This is a genomic window from Streptomyces nidicola (genome assembly GCF_050106155.1).
Classification (GTDB): Bacteria; Actinomycetota; Actinomycetes; order Streptomycetales; family Streptomycetaceae; genus Streptomyces.
The window spans coordinates 3,716,174-3,731,425 of record NZ_JBNBPI010000001.1; the positions used below are offsets into that span (position 1 = coordinate 3,716,174).

General features: G+C 72.6%; 14 protein-coding genes. 5 read left to right on the top strand and 9 right to left on the bottom strand.

Features of this window, described 5'->3' with window-relative positions; all coding sequences use genetic code 11:
- Nucleotides 1-104 precede the first annotated feature (104 nt).
- Complete coding sequence (folP, locus tag ACOKM3_RS16790) at nucleotides 105-965, top strand: dihydropteroate synthase (protein WP_426901282.1); 861 nt, start codon at nucleotides 105-107, stop codon at nucleotides 963-965.
- Between the two features lie 33 nt (nucleotides 966-998).
- Here the strand turns inward: folP and ACOKM3_RS16795 are convergent, their stop codons facing one another.
- Nucleotides 999-1,748 (bottom strand): LOG family protein, encoded by a 750-nt coding sequence (locus tag ACOKM3_RS16795; RefSeq protein ID WP_326013995.1) that lies wholly within the window; start codon nucleotides 1,746-1,748, stop codon nucleotides 999-1,001.
- A gap of 87 nt (nucleotides 1,749-1,835) precedes the next feature.
- Complete coding sequence (gene dapE / locus ACOKM3_RS16800) at nucleotides 1,836-2,918, bottom strand: succinyl-diaminopimelate desuccinylase (RefSeq protein WP_426901285.1); 1,083 nt, start codon at nucleotides 2,916-2,918, stop codon at nucleotides 1,836-1,838.
- 73 nt (nucleotides 2,919-2,991) lie between these two features.
- Between dapE and ACOKM3_RS16805 the strand changes: the two genes are divergently transcribed.
- Together ACOKM3_RS16805 and ACOKM3_RS16810 are read left to right on the top strand one after the other, a co-directional pair.
- A complete protein-coding gene (locus ACOKM3_RS16805; protein ID WP_426901287.1) occupies nucleotides 2,992-3,933 on the top strand; it encodes a heavy metal transporter in 942 nt (313 codons plus the stop codon).
- A 296-nt stretch (nucleotides 3,934-4,229) separates the two neighbouring features.
- Nucleotides 4,230-4,658, top strand: coding sequence for an ATP-binding protein (locus ACOKM3_RS16810; RefSeq protein WP_426901289.1), 429 nt, complete (start codon nucleotides 4,230-4,232; stop codon nucleotides 4,656-4,658).
- A 948-nt stretch (nucleotides 4,659-5,606) separates the two neighbouring features.
- On the opposite strand, the gene ACOKM3_RS16815 is transcribed toward ACOKM3_RS16810, so the two are convergent.
- Both ACOKM3_RS16815 and fdxA read right to left on the bottom strand, forming a co-directional pair.
- Nucleotides 5,607-6,710, bottom strand: a complete 1,104-nt coding sequence (locus ACOKM3_RS16815) for a bifunctional succinyldiaminopimelate transaminase/glutamate-prephenate aminotransferase (protein WP_426901291.1) — start codon at nucleotides 6,708-6,710, stop codon at nucleotides 5,607-5,609.
- Between the two features lie 139 nt (nucleotides 6,711-6,849).
- On the bottom strand, nucleotides 6,850-7,170 hold the full coding sequence (gene fdxA / locus ACOKM3_RS16820) for a ferredoxin (RefSeq protein WP_266713752.1): 321 nt from the start codon (nucleotides 7,168-7,170) through the stop codon (nucleotides 6,850-6,852).
- A gap of 140 nt (nucleotides 7,171-7,310) precedes the next feature.
- On the opposite strand from fdxA, the gene ACOKM3_RS16825 reads away from it, so the two are divergent.
- On the top strand, nucleotides 7,311-8,315 hold the full coding sequence (locus ACOKM3_RS16825; protein ID WP_426901293.1) for a GNAT family N-acetyltransferase: 1,005 nt from the start codon (nucleotides 7,311-7,313) through the stop codon (nucleotides 8,313-8,315).
- 234 nt (nucleotides 8,316-8,549) lie between these two features.
- On the top strand, nucleotides 8,550-9,392 hold the full coding sequence (locus ACOKM3_RS16830; protein WP_426901295.1) for a transglutaminase family protein: 843 nt from the start codon (nucleotides 8,550-8,552) through the stop codon (nucleotides 9,390-9,392).
- Nucleotides 9,393-9,411: 19 nt separating this feature from the next.
- On the opposite strand, the gene ACOKM3_RS16835 is transcribed toward ACOKM3_RS16830, so the two are convergent.
- From ACOKM3_RS16835 to ACOKM3_RS16855, 5 genes are all read right to left on the bottom strand, one after another.
- Nucleotides 9,412-10,023 carry a response regulator transcription factor gene (locus ACOKM3_RS16835; RefSeq protein ID WP_426901297.1) on the bottom strand — a complete coding sequence of 204 codons (612 nt, stop codon included), beginning with the start codon at nucleotides 10,021-10,023 and terminating at the stop codon, nucleotides 9,412-9,414.
- The gene (locus tag ACOKM3_RS16840) at nucleotides 10,020-11,231 is read right to left on the bottom strand and encodes a sensor histidine kinase (protein ID WP_426901299.1); all 1,212 of its coding nucleotides are present in this window, start codon (nucleotides 11,229-11,231) and stop codon (nucleotides 10,020-10,022) included. The genes ACOKM3_RS16835 and ACOKM3_RS16840 overlap by 4 nt, the downstream gene beginning before the upstream one ends.
- Nucleotides 11,228-11,968, bottom strand: a complete 741-nt coding sequence (locus ACOKM3_RS16845) for an ABC transporter permease (protein ID WP_426901301.1) — start codon at nucleotides 11,966-11,968, stop codon at nucleotides 11,228-11,230. Before ACOKM3_RS16845 ends, ACOKM3_RS16840 begins: the two co-directional genes overlap by 4 nt.
- Nucleotides 11,965-12,873 carry an ABC transporter ATP-binding protein gene (locus ACOKM3_RS16850; protein ID WP_426901303.1) on the bottom strand — a complete coding sequence of 303 codons (909 nt, stop codon included), beginning with the start codon at nucleotides 12,871-12,873 and terminating at the stop codon, nucleotides 11,965-11,967. The genes ACOKM3_RS16845 and ACOKM3_RS16850 overlap by 4 nt, the downstream gene beginning before the upstream one ends.
- Nucleotides 12,874-12,971: 98 nt before the next feature.
- Nucleotides 12,972-15,104 (bottom strand): hypothetical protein, encoded by a 2,133-nt coding sequence (locus ACOKM3_RS16855; protein WP_426901305.1) that lies wholly within the window; start codon nucleotides 15,102-15,104, stop codon nucleotides 12,972-12,974.
- Nucleotides 15,105-15,252: the final 148 nt, after the last annotated feature.

The window sequence follows — 15,252 nt, forward strand, 5'->3', positions numbered from 1 at the left end:
GGCCGTGCGGCCCTCAACCGTCAGGCTTCGATCGTGCCATGCCGCACTGACAGTTAAGGTCACAGACGACGTTCAACCGGTCAGGACAAGGAGAGTCACAGGGGATGCTCAGGCTGGGCCAGCACGAATTCGGTGAGCACGAGCCGGTGATCATGGCGATCGTGAACCGGACCCCCGACTCCTTCTACGACCAGGGCGCCACGTTCCGCGACGAGCCCGCGCTCGCCCGCGTCGAGCAGGCGGTGTCCGAGGGCGCCATGATCGTGGACATCGGCGGTGTGAAGGCGGGCCCCGGCGAGGAGGTCACCGCCGAGGAGGAGGCGCGGCGGACCGTCGGCTTCGTCGCCGAGGTGCGACGCCGCTTCCCCGACGTGATCATCAGCGTCGACACCTGGCGGCACGAGGTCGGCGACGCCGTGTGCGAGGTGGGCGCGGACGTGCTCAACGACGCGTGGGGCGGTGTCGACCCGAAGCTCGCGGAGGTCGCGGCGCGCCACAAGGTGGGCCTCGTGTGCACGCACGCGGGCGGTGCCGAGCCCCGCACGCGTCCGCACCGGGTGACGTACGAGGACGTGATGGCGGACATCCTGGACGTGACGGTCGGGTACGCGGAGCGGGCCGTCGCCCTGGGGGTGCCGCGCGAGTCCGTCCTCATCGACCCCGGACACGACTTCGGGAAGAACACGCGGCACTCCCTGGAGGCGACGCGGCGGCTTCCGGAGATGGTCGACACCGGGTGGCCTGTGCTCGTCTCGCTGTCCAACAAGGACTTCGTCGGCGAGACCCTCGACAAGCCGGTCAAGGAGCGCGTCATCGGAACGCTGGCCACGACCGCGGTGTCGGCGTGGCTCGGGGCGCAGGTCTACCGGGTGCACGAAGTCGCCGAGACGCGGCAGGTGTTGGACATGGTGGCGTCCATCGCGGGACACCGGCCCCCGGCGGTCGCCCGCCGGGGACTCGCGTAACGGCCTCCTTGAGGGGCCTGGGGCAGAAGGGCCCTACTTGCCGGTCTCCTTGGTGACCAGCGTGATCGCCTCCTCCACGTCGTCCGTGATGTGGAACAGCAGCAGGTCCGCCTCCGAGGCCTTGCCCTGGGCGATCACCGTGTTCTTCAGCCAGTCGACCAGGCCGCTCCAGTACTGCGAACCGAACAGGACGATCGGGAAGCGCGTCACCTTCGTGGTCTGCACGAGGGTGAGCGCCTCGAAGAGTTCGTCCAGCGTGCCGAGGCCGCCGGGGAGCACCACGAAGCCCTGGGCGTACTTCACGAACATCGTCTTCCGTACGAAGAAGTAGCGAAAGTTCAGACCCAGGTCGACGTACGGGTTGAGGCCCTGCTCGAAGGGCAGCTCGATGCCGAGGCCGACCGAGGTGCCCTTGGCCTCCACGGCGCCCTGGTTGGCCGCCTGCATGGCGCCTGGGCCGCCGCCTGTGATCACCGCGAAGCCGGCCTCCACCAGGGCCTTGCCGATGGCGACGCCCGCGGCGTACTCCGGGGAGTCCTCCGGGGTGCGCGCCGAGCCGAACACGCTGATCGCGGGCGGCAGTTCGGCGAGTGTGCCGAAGCCCTCGATGAACTCGGACTGGATGCGCAGGACCCGCCACGGGTCGGTGTGCACCCACCCCGAAGGGCCCTCGGTGTCGAGCAGACGCTGGTCGCTCGTCCCTGGCTGCATCTGATCACGGCGCCGGACCACCGGCCCCGTCCGCTGCTCCACAGGACGTCGCTTGCCCTCCGGGTTGCTCATCGTCTGCTCCCTTCCTGCGCAGTTATCACGCACTTACGTAGAGCAAGGGTAGGTCTACGCGGGTTACATACGAGGGACCTGGACGTATCAGGAAGCGGTGAGCCAGGCGGCCAGGCGCTTCTCGCCCTCCAGGATGAGCGAGGTGTCGACCCGCTCGTCGATCTTGTGCGCGAAGATCGGGTTGCCGGGGCCGTAGTTCACCGCGGGGACGCCGAGGGCACTGAATCGGGAGACGTCGGTCCAGCCGAACTTGGGGCGCACCTCGCCGCCCACCGCGGCCACGAAGGCGGCGGCAGCGGGGTGGTTGAGGCCCGGGCGCGCGCCGCCCGTGTGGTCGTCGACGACGAACTCCTCGATGGGGCAGCCGGCGAAGAAGTCGCGGACGAACTGCTCGGCCTCCTCCATCGACCGGTCGGGCGCGTAGCGGAAGTTGACGGTGACGGCGCACTCGTCCGGGATGACGTTGGTGGCGACGCCGCCCTCGATGCGGACCGCGTTGAGGCCTTCGTGGAACTCCAGGCCGTCGACGACCGGCTTGCGCGGCTCGTAGGCGGCGAGGCGCTCCAGGATGGGGGACGCGGCGTGGATCGCGTTGCTTCCCATCCACGCGCGCGCGGAGTGGGCCCGTTCGCCCTTCGTCTTCAGGATGACGCGCAGGGTGCCCTGGCAGCCGCCCTCGACATCGCCGTTCGTCCCCTCCAGGAGGATCGCGAAGTCGCCCTCCAGCCAGTCGGGGTGGGCGTCGGCCACATGCCCGAGGCCGTTGAGGTGTGCGGCGACCTCTTCGTTGTCGTAGAAGACGAACGTGAGGTCGCGGTTGGGCTCACGGACCGTCTGCGCGATCCGCAGCTGGACCGCGACGCCCGCCTTCATGTCGCTGGTGCCGCAGCCCCACAGCACGCCGTTCTCGTCGAGCCGCGAGGGCACGTTGTCGGCGATCGGGACCGTGTCGATGTGTCCCGCGAGGATGATCCGCTCGTCGTGGCCCAGGTTCGTCCGGGCCACGATGTTGTTGCCGTACCGGTCGACCGTGAGGTGCGGCAGCTCCCGCAGGGCCTCCTCGATCGCGTCGGCGAGCTCCTTCTCAGCTCCACTGGGCGAGGCGAAGTCGACCAACTGCGCGGTGAGGCGAGCGGCGTCCTGCGTGAGGTCAAGGGGGGTGCGGTCCATGGTGTCGAGCCTAATACGCGTGCGGTTTCCGCTCGGCGGCTGGAGTGTCAGTGGACTCCAGTACCTTGGACGCGTGCCTGAGCCCCCCACCCTCGTCCGGCGCGGCCGCCTCCTTCGTATCGGCGCGGCCGTCGTCGTGCTGCTCGCCGTGGCCACGTACGTGGCCGTGCAGTACGCCACCGGGGGCCGCGGCAAACCGAGATGCACGGTCGTCTCGGCGAACGGGGACGGGGCGACGTACACGTTCACCTCCGAGCAGGCGGTCAACGCGGCGACGATCGCCGCCGTCGGCACCTCGCGCGGGATGCCCGAGCGCGCCGTCACGATCGCCCTCGCGACGGCGCTTCAGGAGTCGGGGCTGCGCAATATCGAGCACGGCGACCGGGACTCGCTCGGCCTGTTCCAGCAGCGCCCCACCAAGGGCTGGGGCACCGCGGACCAGATCATGGATCCGGCGTACGCGTCCGAGCGCTTCTACGCGCACCTGGCGAAGATCCCCGGCTACTCGCGGCTCCCGCTGACCGCGGCCGCGCAGCGCGTGCAGCTCAGCGGCTATCCGCAGGCGTACGCGAAGCACGAGCCGGATGCCACGTTGCTGGCCGCCTCGCTGACCGGTCGCGCGGCCGCGTCGCTCACCTGCGACGGGCGGGCGGTCGGTGGTGACGGTGCGCGGTCCGGCGAACCCGCGCGCGTGAAGGCCGCGCTCACCCGTGACTTCGGGCGGGACGTGGCGCCCGCGAAGGGGTCGGGCGAGGGTTCCGTCCGCGTTCCCGTGCCCGCCACCGTCGACTCGGCCGAGGGCGGGGAGCGGCAGCGCGGCTGGGAGCTGGCGCAGTGGGCGGTGGCCAACTCCTCGGCGCTGCGCATCGAGCGGGTCTCCTACGCGGGCCGCGAGTGGGCCGCCGGTGAGTCCGGGGACAAATGGCGCAAGGCGTCGTCCGCGAAGCGGGGCGGACGGTCGGGTCCGGCGGCCTCGATGTCCGTCGGCGAGGTCCGGATCGTCACCGGGCAGTAGTCGGGGCTCACCCGAACGGGTAATGCGGATCATGCCGCGTGGACGTCGGCGGGGCACCTTCGAGTGAGGTGGGGCCGCGCCCCCAAGACCCTTGCGGGCGGGGCGGTGTAAGGGTTCTGCAGCGGTCGGCGATGCGTGTACTTTGCCCGTTTCTGCCCACAACTGATAATGCGACACATTGCGAACCCTTTACGTTTCCGACCCGCAACCTTCCGGGGGCCTGGGGCGGTTGTCACGGCGTCCGATCGCCGCACGGCAACCGGGCATCAAACGTTCTCTCCCGTCTAAGGAGCATCATGTCCCTCCCCCTGACCCGTCGGATCGCCCGTGCCGCGCTGCTCGTAGCGGCAGGAGCGGCGCCCGTGGTCGGTGCGGCCGGCTCCGCGAGCGCCGTCGACCTTCCGGCCACGTCGAACCTGGGCGGTGTGACCGCCCTGGACGGTGCGAACGTGGGCAACACCGTCGACGGTGCGGCGCAGAACGTCACCGGTGTCGCCGGTTCCACCGGTGGCAAGGCCGTCAAGAAGGCCGTTCCGGCGGCGGGCAAGGTCGTGGGCTCGGGCGCGAAGACCGCCGCGCCGGCCGCGCAGGAGGCTGCGGGTGGGGCGGCCGGCAGCGCGGGTGACGTGCTCGGTGAGACGGCCGGGGCGGCGACCGATGGTGGGCTGCCGGTGGGTGGTGGCGGTCTGCCGACCGGTGCGCTGGGTGGCCTGCCGATCGGCTGACCGCCGGTTTGGTCGGACGGGGTGCCGGGAGCGTTCTGCTCCTGGCACCCCGTTTTGGTGTGGTGCCGTGGGCGGGGCGTGCGCAACTGTTGCGCGGCACCGGGATTCGTCGCTTCGCCGGGGTCGGCGCCTGTCGTCATCGTTGCGCGGCACCGGGATTCGGCGCTTCGCCGGGTCGGCGTACCTGTTGCGCGGCACCGGGGTTCGGCGCTTCGCCGGGGTCGGCGCCCCTCGTCATCGTTGCGCGGCACCGGGGGCCGCCTTGCCCACCCTGCCGCCCAAGGCGGCAGATTGCCCAAGTCGGGTGGCGGCAGCCCGTGGGCCTGTGCGGCGCGGTGCCCTAGGCGGGGGCAGCGGCCTGTGGGCCCTGCGCGGCGCGGTGCCCCTAGGCGGGCGGCGGCCTGTGGGCCTGTGCGGCACGGTGCCCCAGGCGGGGGCGGCGCCCCGTCAGGCCGACGCCCCCGGAGGGGGCGGGTGGGTGGGAGATAGGCGGGCGCGGGCGCCCGTGGGCCCGCACAGCACGGTGGCCCAAGACGGACGCGGCACCCCGTGAACCCGCGCGGCACGGTGCCCCAGGCGGAGGCGGCACCCCGTGGGGCCGACGCCCCTGGAGGGGCGGGCGGGTGGGAGATAGGCGTGCGAGAGGCGGGCGCGGGCGGCCGTGGGCCTGCACAGCACGGTGACCCAAGGCGAGCGCGGCACCCCGTGAACCCGCACGGCACCGTGCCCCAGGCGAGCGCGGCACCCCGTGAACCCGCACGGCACGGTGCCCCAGGCGGGCGCGGCACCCCGTGGGGCCGACGCCCCCGGAGGGGGCGGGTGGGCGCGGGAGATAGGCGGGTCACCGCTGCCGCGGTCCGGAGGACGTCGCCGCGGGCCCCGCCCCCGTCAGGGCAAGCGGGTCACCGCCGCCACGTCCCGGAGGACGTCGCCGCGCCCCCGCCCCCGTCACGTCAGGCGGCTCACCGCAGCCGCCACCCGGTCGTCCGAGGCCGTCAGGGCTACGCGGACGAACCTGGCGCCCGCCTCGCCGTAGAAGTCACCGGGGGCCACCAGGATGCCGAGGTCGGCCAGGGCGGACACCGTGTCCCAGCAGGACTCGTCGCGGGTGGCCCAGAGGTACAGGCTCGCCTCGCTGTGCTCGATGCGGAAGCCGTGGGCCAGCAGAGCCGCGCGCAGCGCCTCGCGGCGGGCCGCGTAGCGCTCCCGCTGCACCCGCACGTGCTCGTCGTCGCCGAGCGCCGCGACGACCGCCGCCTGCGTCGGCGCGGAGGTCATCATGCCGCCGTGCTTGCGGATCTGGAGGAGCGGGCCGAGCACCGAGGCGTCGCCCGCGATGAACGCCGCGCGGTACCCCGCCAGGTTCGAGCGCTTCGAGAGCGAGTGGACCGCGACGAGACCCTCGTGCGAACCGCCGTTGACGTCCGGGTGCAGGACCGAGACCGGGTCGGCCTCCCAGCCCAGCTCCAGGTAGCACTCGTCGGAGAAGATCAGGATGCCGTGCGAGCGCGCCCAGTCCACGATGCGCTTCAGCTCGCCCTTGGCCAGCACCCGACCCGTGGGGTTCGACGGGGAGTTGAGCCACAGGAGCTTCAGGCCGGCCGGGTCCAGCTCGGTCGGGTCGTCGTAGACGACGTGGTCCGCGCGGGCCAGGCGGGCGCCCACCTCGTACGTGGGGTACGCGAGGCGCGGGTAGGCGACCTTGTCGCCGGGGCCGAGACCCAACTGGGTGGGGAGCCAGGCGACGAGTTCCTTGGAGCCGACGACCGGCAGGACGTTCGTGTGGTCGAAGCCGCGGGCGCCGAGGCGGCGTTCGCACCAGCCGACGAGCGCGTCACGCAGCTCGGGAGTGCCCCAGACCGTCGGGTAGCCCGGCGAGTTCGCGGCGTCCACCAGCGCCTTCTGGATCAGCTCGGGCACCGGGTCGACGGGCGTGCCGACGGAGAGGTCGACGATGCCGTCCGGGTGCGCCGCGGCCGTCTTCTTGTACGGCTCCAGCTTGTCCCAGGGGAAGGCGGGGATGCGGTCGATGGGGGCCGGGACGGTGGACACCTGGGTGGCTCGCTTTCCTCGTGATGCTTTCTTCGCGACGTGGCTCTCTTCGCGACGTGGTGGACAAATGCCTCGGTCCCGTACGGCAGTCAGAGCCGTACGGGACCGGGGCAGCGCCTGTGCGTACCGCTGAACGCTGTTACTGGTTCTGCGGCGGCAGTGCGGCGATGAACGGATAGTCCTTGTCGATCAGGCCCATCTTCGAGGCACCACCGGGCGAACCGAGATCGTCGAAGAACTCGACGTTCGCCTTGTAGTAGTCCTTCCACTCCTCAGGAGTGTCGTCCTCGTAGAAGATCGCCTCGACCGGGCAGACCGGCTCACAGGCGCCACAGTCGACGCATTCATCCGGGTGGATGTACAAGGACCGCTTGCCCTCGTAGATGCAGTCGACCGGGCACTCCTCGATGCACGCCTTGTCCTTGACGTCGACACAAGGCTGCGCGATGACGTAGGTCACGCTGTCGTTCCTCCTCGATAGGGCGCTGGCGGGCCTCCGCAGGCTCCGCCGCCTGGCGCGCGGGAGCGCGGCGTCGTCGATGCCCGCCTCTAGTATCTCCGTTCCTGGGCATGATCCGAACAGGAGGGGTGGGCCGAGCTGTGGAATTCACTGCGGGCGGACGCCTGGAAGTCCGCATTACAGGCGCTGACGTGGGGAAACGCGTCTCTGTACGACGGGTGAGCGGGGAGGGTTCCGCGGGTCGAAAGTTCACCGACACGGTCGGAGTTCTCACATCGTGGAACGACGGTGTGCTCCTCGTCACACGGAGAAACGGTGAAGGTGTGCGGATCGAGGAGTCCGCGCTGGTCGCGGGGAAGGTGGTGCCGGCCGCGCCCGCCCGCCGCCGCGGCCCCTCGGCCACGTATCCGGAGCTCGCTCGTGCCGCCTCGCGCGCGTGGCAGCCGATCGAGAGCGAGCGGCTTGGCGAGTGGGAGTTGCGGGCCGCGGCCGGGTTCACCCGTCGGGCCAACTCCGTACTCCCTCTGGGTGACCCGGGGTGTCCGCTCGACGACGCGCTGGGCCACGTACAGGAGTGGTACGCGGCCCGTGGCCTTCCGGCGTACGCGCAGACGGCGACCGGGGCGGAGGGGGCGCAGGAGGTGCTGTGCGCCGAGTTGGAGGCGCGCGGGTGGGTGCGCGAGGTGAGCGCCGAGCTGCGGGTCGCCGCGCTCGCGCCCATCGGGGACGCGCCGGACGCGCCGCACGTGCTGCTGAGCCGCGAGCCGGACGAGGCGTGGCTCGCGCGCTACCAGCGCAAGGGAGCGAGCGAGGTCGCGCTGAAGGTGCTGTGCGCCGGGCCTTCGGTGTGGTTCGCGACCGTGCCGGGCGAGGGTGACGTGCCCGCCGCGATCGGGCGGTGCGTGGTCGACGGGCGGTGGGCCGGGTTCGCCGCCGTCGAGGTCGATCCAGCGCAGCGGCGTCGGGGACTCGCCACGGACGTGATGACGGCGCTCGCGCGGCAGGCGCTGGACGAGGGCGCGTCGGCGGCCTGGCTCCAGGTCGAGGCGGACAACGAGGGGGCGCGCGCCCTCTACGACCGCATGGATTTCGCCACGCATCACACGTACCACCACTATCGTGCTCCGGAACGGCATGGCGGGTGACGCGCTCTTCCGGCCGGGGGTCCGGGGGTTGCCCCCGGGAGACACAGCACCACTATCGTGCTCCGGAACGGCATGGCGGGTGACGCGCTCTTCCGGCCGGGGGTCCGGGGGTTGCCCCCCGGGAGACACAGCACCACTACCGTGCTCCGGAACGGCACGCCGGCTGATGCCTCAGCGACGAATGCCTTACCGGTTGCTGCCGTATCGATCGGCCTGAGAGGGCACGAGGCACGTATGTCCCCCCACCTTTCCCCCCGTTCCACGGAGCTGCGGCGGCGGTTCGCCGAAGAGGCGCGGGCCGAGCGGCCCGACCTCGCGCAGCTGTGTCTGCTGCTCGCCGCGCAGGGCGACCCCTCGCTCGACGAGGCCGGCATGGACGCCGTGCAGATCGAGCTGGACGAGCTCGCCGGGCGGCTGCCGTACCGGCCCGCCTCGCCGGGCGCCTGGGCCACCGCGTGCGCCGAGCTGCTCGGCGCGCGCACCGGCTTCCACGGCACGCCGAACGACTACCAGCGGCTCGAGTCGTCGCTCCTGCACGAGGTCGTACGGCGTCGCAGAGGGCTGCCGATCCTGTTGTCGGTGGTGTGGCTGGAGGTGGCCCGGCGGGCCGGGGCGCCGGTGTGCGGGGTGGCCCTGCCGGGGCACTTCGTGGTCGGCTTCGGTCCCGCCGACGAGCAGGTGCTGGCCGACCCGTTCGACGGGGGCCGGGTGCTGACGGGGGCCGACGCGCAGACGCTCGTGGCGGGGGCGACGGGTGGGCCGCTGGATCCGTCGATGCTGCGGCCCGCCGATCCGCTGGACGTGGTGCTGCGGATCCTCAACAACATCCGGGCGTGGGCGGCGACGCGGCCCGAGCGCTCCGATGTGGCGTTGTGGGCCGTCGAGCTGTCGCTGCTGCTGCCCTCGCACCCGGCGCGGCTGCGCTACGAGCGGGCCCAGCTCCTCGTACGCCGCGGGGACTTCGTGAACGGGGCGGTGGAGCTGGAGGCGTACGCGGACGTGGTCGGGGCCGTCGACGAGACGGCGGCGGAGTCGGTGCGGGAGCAGGCGCGGGCGGCCCGCGCGATGCTGAACTGAGCCGCCGGTCCGGCGAAGTTCACAGCCAGCCCTTCTCCCGCGCGGCGGCCACCGCCTCCGCGCGATTGCGCACCGCCAGCTTCTGGATCGCCACCGAGAGGTAGTTGCGGACCGTGCCCTGGGACAGGTGGAGGGCGGCCGCCAGTTCCGCGTTGGTGGCGCCGTCCGCCGCCGCGCGCAGCACCTCGCGTTCGCGGTCGGTGAGCGGGTTCGCGCCCTCCGCGAGGGCCGCCGCCGCCAGCGTGGGGTCGATGACGCGTTCGCCCGCGAGCACCTTCCGTACGGCCTCGGCGAGCTGCGCGGCCGGGGCGTCCTTGACCAGGAACGCGGCCGCGCCCGCCTCCATGGCGCTGCGCAGATAGCCGGGCCGGCCGAACGTGGTGAGCACGACGACCTTCAACTCCGGCAGGGCCTCGCGGAGTTGGGCCGCCGCCTCGATGCCCGTGCAGCCCGGCATCTCGATGTCGAGGAGCGCCACGTCCACCGCGTGCGCGCGGGCGGCCGCCACCACCTCGTCACCGCGCGCCACCTGCGCGACGACCTCGATGTCCGCCTCCAGGCCGAGCAGCGCGGCCAGCGCCTCGCGCACCATCGACTGATCCTCGGCCAGCAACACCTTGATCACGCTCATGCGCCGGATCCTAGACGGGCAGCCGCGGCGCCCCCGTCCACGGCGGCCGGGACCCGGGCCGCCAGCCGGAAGCCGCCGCCGCGTGCCGCGCCCGTCTCCAGGGTCCCGCCGACCGCGGTGAGGCGTTCGCCGAGGCCGGTGAGGCCGTTGCCCGGGGGCGCCCCGGAGGGGCCCGAACCGTCGTCCTCCACGGTCAGTTCGACGCGGGGCCCTTCGAGGGTCTCGCGCCGGGTGACGTCCACGACGCAACGCCGCGCGCCACTGTGCCGTACGACGTTGGTGACGGCCTCGCGCAGCGTCCAGGCGAGCGCCGACTCCTGCGCCTCGGGCAGCTCCGGGGCCTCAAGGGGCACGTCCGCGGCGACGCCCGCCGCGGTCAGCGCGGCCTGGGCGCCCGCGAGTTCGGTGGTGAGGCGGGCGCGCCGGTAGCCGCTGACGGCCTCGCGGACGTCGACCAGGGCCTGCCGGCTGACCTTCTCGATGTCGGCGACCTGGTCGGCCGCCTTGTCGGGGTGGGCGGGCAGCATCCGCCCGGCCAGTTCGCTCTTGAGCGTGATGAGCGAGAGGGAGTGGCCGAGCAGGTCGTGCAGGTCGCGGGCGAGGCGCAGCCGCTCCTCGTTGGCGGCGAGCTGGGCGACCTGGGCGCGGGCCTCCCGCAGTTCCCTGGTCGTACGGACCAGTTCGCGGACACCGATCATGGAGAAGCCGGCGAGGAGGGCGGGCACCAGGAGCCAGTACTGCGGCTCCGTGTCGAGGAGCAGTCCGACGCCGACCATGACGGCCGCCGTCACGAGGATCGCGAGCCGGGTCCAGCGCAGCGGCAGGACCGCCCCGCAGGCCACCGAGATGTACACGAACAGGACGAGCCAGTCGGCCCCGAGGGTCAGTGAGAGGACCACGGCGAGCACCGGCAGCACGGCCAGGGACGCCTGCACCGCGAACCGTCCCACCGGCCGGGCCATCCGGCGTACGACGAGGATGACGTAGCAGCCGATGAAGACGACCAGGCCGAGCGCGCCGAGGACCGTGGCCGTCGGCCCGTATTCGCCCTTCACCAGGTCGGCGACCGGGCTGCCGAGGAAGGCCAGCCACATGCCGATCCAGAGGAGCTTCAGGAAGGTCTCCCGGCGGTTCTCCGGCGGCTGGCCGATCTTCGGCAGCGTGTCCTGCCCGCCCGGTCCGGTCCGCCCGTCCAGTTCCGTACTCACGCCTTCAACGTGTCCTTCCGGTACAGCCAGGCCGCGCCGCCCGCGAAGATCAGGAAGTACGCGACGAGCAGCGCGACGTCCTTGGCGTCGGGGGCGCCGCCCAGCTCGATGGCCTGGCCGAGGGCAGCGTACGCGTGCGTGGGCAGCCATTCCGCGATGTTCTGGAGCCACTGCGGGAATCCGCTCATCGGGATCCACAAGCCGCCCAGGATCGACAGGCCGAAGTACGTGATCATCGTGATCGGGCGGACGGCGTCGCCGGAGGCGAGATAGCCGATGGCCACGCCGAGCGCGGCGAAGACGAGGCTGCCGGCCCAGATCGAGCCGGTGAGCGCGAGCCACTGCCAGGCGTCGAAGCGAATGTCCTTGAGGGCCGCGGCCACGACGAAGACGACCACGATGGACGGCAGCGAGACGACGGCGGCGCTCGCGGTCTTGGCGAGGACATAGCCGCGTCCGGGCAGCGTGGTGAGCCTCAACTGCCGTACCCAGCCGCTCTCCCGCTCCTTCGCGATGCGCTCGCTGTTGCCCATGAGGACGGCGGTGAGCGCGCCGAAGGAGGCCATCGAGACCATCATGAGCGCGGGAAGGCTCAGGCCCGTGCCGTCGACCATGGTGGCGGTGTCGGCCTTGCCCGCGATCAGCAGGAACAGCACGGACGGGTAGATCACCGAGAAGAACAGGAACTTCCGGTTGCGGAAGGCCCGGGTGAGTTCGAGCTTGATCAGAGCGTTCACAGCGACTTGGCCTCCTCGGCCTCGGTGATCGCCACGAAGGCCTGTTCCAGGCCGAGTCCGGCGACTTCGAGACCTCGCGGGTAGACGCCGAGCCCGTACAGCGCGTGCACGGTCGCGTCGGCGTCGGTGGACTGGATGCGGACCGTCTGGCCGGAGACGTCCACACTCGTCAGGAACGGCAGGCCCTTGATCGCGGCCTCGTCGATTACGCCCTCCAGGTCGAAGGAGACCCTGCGGGCGCCGGCCTTCGCCTTGATCTCGGCGGCCGTGCCGTCGGCGAGGAGGCGGCCGCGGTGCAGCACGAGGACGCGGTCGGCGATCGCGTCCGCCTCCTCCAGGTAGTGCGTGGCGAACAGCACCGTGCGGCCCTGCTCGGCCTGCTCGCGCATGGTCGCCCAGAACGCCTGCCGGGCGCTCACGTCCATGCCGGTCGTCGGCTCGTCGAGGACGATGAGGTCGCTGTCGCCGGCCGTGGCGAGGGCGAAGCGGACGCGCTGCTCCTGGCCGCCGGAGAGCTTGTTGACCTTGCGGTCGGCGATCTGCGCGAGTCCCGCTCGGGCCAGGACCTCGTCGGCCGGGTACGGCTTCGGGTGCAGGGCGCAGCCGAGCCGGACGAGTTCGCGCACGGTCACCTCGTCCATCAGGCCGCCGCTCTGCAGCATGGCGCCGACCCGGCCCGCCGTGATCGCCTCGCGCGGGCTCGTGCCGAAGACCCGGACCTCGCCGGTGTCGGCGGGGCGCAGGCCGAGGAGCAGGTCGAGGGTGGTGGACTTGCCCGCGCCGTTCGGGCCGAGCAGGGCGACCGTCTCCCCCGCGTGCAGTTCGAGGCCCAGGTCGTCGACCGCCCGCACCGTCCCGTACGTCTTCGTCACCCCGGTGAAGGTGACCGCTGCCTGTGTCGTCATGGCAGTAAGCGTCGCCGGTGGGCGGGGGTGCGCGGCAGTGTCGCAAAGCGTGAGTCCCGCATGACGGATGTCATGCGGGACTCGTGACGCGGGCGGAGCTACGAGGCGTTCGTCTGGATCTCCGCGGTGCGCTCGGCGGTGGTCTTGCCGAGCAGCGCCTTGCCGATGGCGGCGGCCACGTCCGTGGGCTGGACCGGCGTCTTCTTGCCGGTGCCGCGGGTGACGAGGACGCCGTCGAAGGTCGTGCCGTACAGCTTCTTGAGCTCCGGGAGGTTGTACTTCTCGACCAGCTTCCCGTTGACCGGCTGCACGCTCAGGATCTTCGGCAGCGACTTGTCGGGGCCGAACTGGATCGAGGCGCCGCCCGCCTTGACCGTGATCAGTCCGGACATCGCGGGCTCGGCGAACTGCTGCATCTTCCGGTCGACCTCGGCGTCCGAGATCGTCGGCTTCTGCGTCGACGTCGCCAGCGGGACCGTCCGGGACTCACCGGTCTCGATCTGCGTGTTGTACGCGTCCTTGACCGCGGCGGCGGACTGGGCGACGTCGAGGCCCTTGCCGGTCTTGCCGTAGACGGGAACGGCCTTGCCCGGCGCGAACTTGATCGTGCCCTCGCCGGAGGCCGCGGCGCCGCCCGCGGCCCGCTGCAGGGACGCGGCCAGCTTCTCCTCGTCGACGGGCATGACCGGGGCCACGACCCGCTCGTTGCCGAACAGCGAGCCGATCACCGACACCGGGTTGTAGTCGCTGCCCGCGGCCGCGGCCACGGTCGACGCGGTGTCGAGGGTGAGGCCCGCCTGCTCCGGCGCCATCTGCACCGTCTTGCCGCCGACCTGCAGCTTCAGCGGCTGTTCGGTGCGCTTGCCGAGGGCGTTCTCCAGCTTGGTGGTCGCCTCGTCGCGGGTGCCGCCGCCGATGTCGACGCCCGCGACGGTGGTGCCCTTCGGGACGTCGGAGTGGTTCATCAACAGGCCCGCGCCGTACGCGACTCCGGCCAGGCCGACGACGCCCGCGCCGAGCAGCACCAGCTTGTTGCGCCCCTTCTTCTTGGGCGCGGGGGTGGACGGCACCGGGTCGGGCAGCTTCGGCGGGGTGTGCACCGCGGGTCCGTCGGGGCCCTGCTGGAACGGGTCGGATGCGCCGGGGGTCTTGGGGCCGCCGCCGGCCGAGGGGACGACCCGCATGCCGCTGGTGAGCGTGTCACCCGAGACGTTGCCACTGGAGCTGTTGCCGCCCGCGGGCGGCTCCGGGGCCGGCTTCTGCGGCGTGAGGATCGCGGTGTCGTCGCTCATCCGCGGCGGCGACTGACCGGCGCCGGGGACCGGCGGGTTGGGGGCGCCGGGCGGCACCATCGGGCCGTCGCCGGCGGTCGGGCCCGAGGTGGGGCCCGAGGGTCCGGTGGGACCTTCGCCACGGTCGGGCGCGCCCGGGTCCTGGTGGGCGGAGAAGAACGGCAGGTCGTCGCGGGGGCCGGGGGCGCCGCCCGCACCGAGCGGGCCCGCCGCCACGGCGCCGGACACGTCGAATCCGCCGGAGGAACCGCCGGACGGACCGCCCGAGGGGCCGCCGGACGGGCCGCCGGTGGGTCCGCCCATCGGGCCGCCCGAAGTGCCGGACGGGCCGCCGCCGTTGGAGCCCGGGGCGGGCGGCGTGGGGGCACCCTGGCCACCCGTGCCGCCAGTCGGAACCGCGCCGGTCGCAGGACCGCCCGCAGCACCCGCACCGCCGCGCGGCTTGCGCGGCGCGAACCAGTCGCTCGTCTTCTCCTCGCGCTGCGGCGCGGGAGCGGCGGGCGCGGAGGCCTCGGGGGCCGCGGGCGCGGAGCCCGTGTCCACCGGGCCGCCGTACGAGGCGGACGACGTGGACGGCACGGACGGCGCGGGGCGGCCGCCCTGCGTCGCGTCGGGCGCGGGCGCGGCGGGGGCTGCGGGGCCTGTGTCGGCTCTCTTGCCTGCTCCGCTCTCCGGGTTGGCGTCGACATCGCTCATCGGCGTCCGCATGACGACCGGCGGGATCGGCCGGGAGCCGGGGATGTTGATCCGGATCCGGGTCGTCAGCGTCGTCTCGGTCTTGGGTGACTCCGGGGCGCCCTGGTCGCCCGGCGGCGTCGGACCGGCGTCACCGGACGCCGCGCCCTGCGCGGGCGATCCGTACGGAGGCGTCCCCGACGGGTAGGCGGCAGCGCCGCGCCCCTGGGGCCCGGAGGACGAACTGTCAGTTTCACGACTCAAGGCAGGTTCTCCCGGTTGGCTCCGCCGCCCGTCTCGACCTCTCGCGGGCTGCTCGGCGGCGCGCACCACCATACTGGCCGCCGCCGGAAGTCACGGTGCGACGGATGACGAATCCGGAACGGCGCGCGCCGCACGACGACCCAAAGTG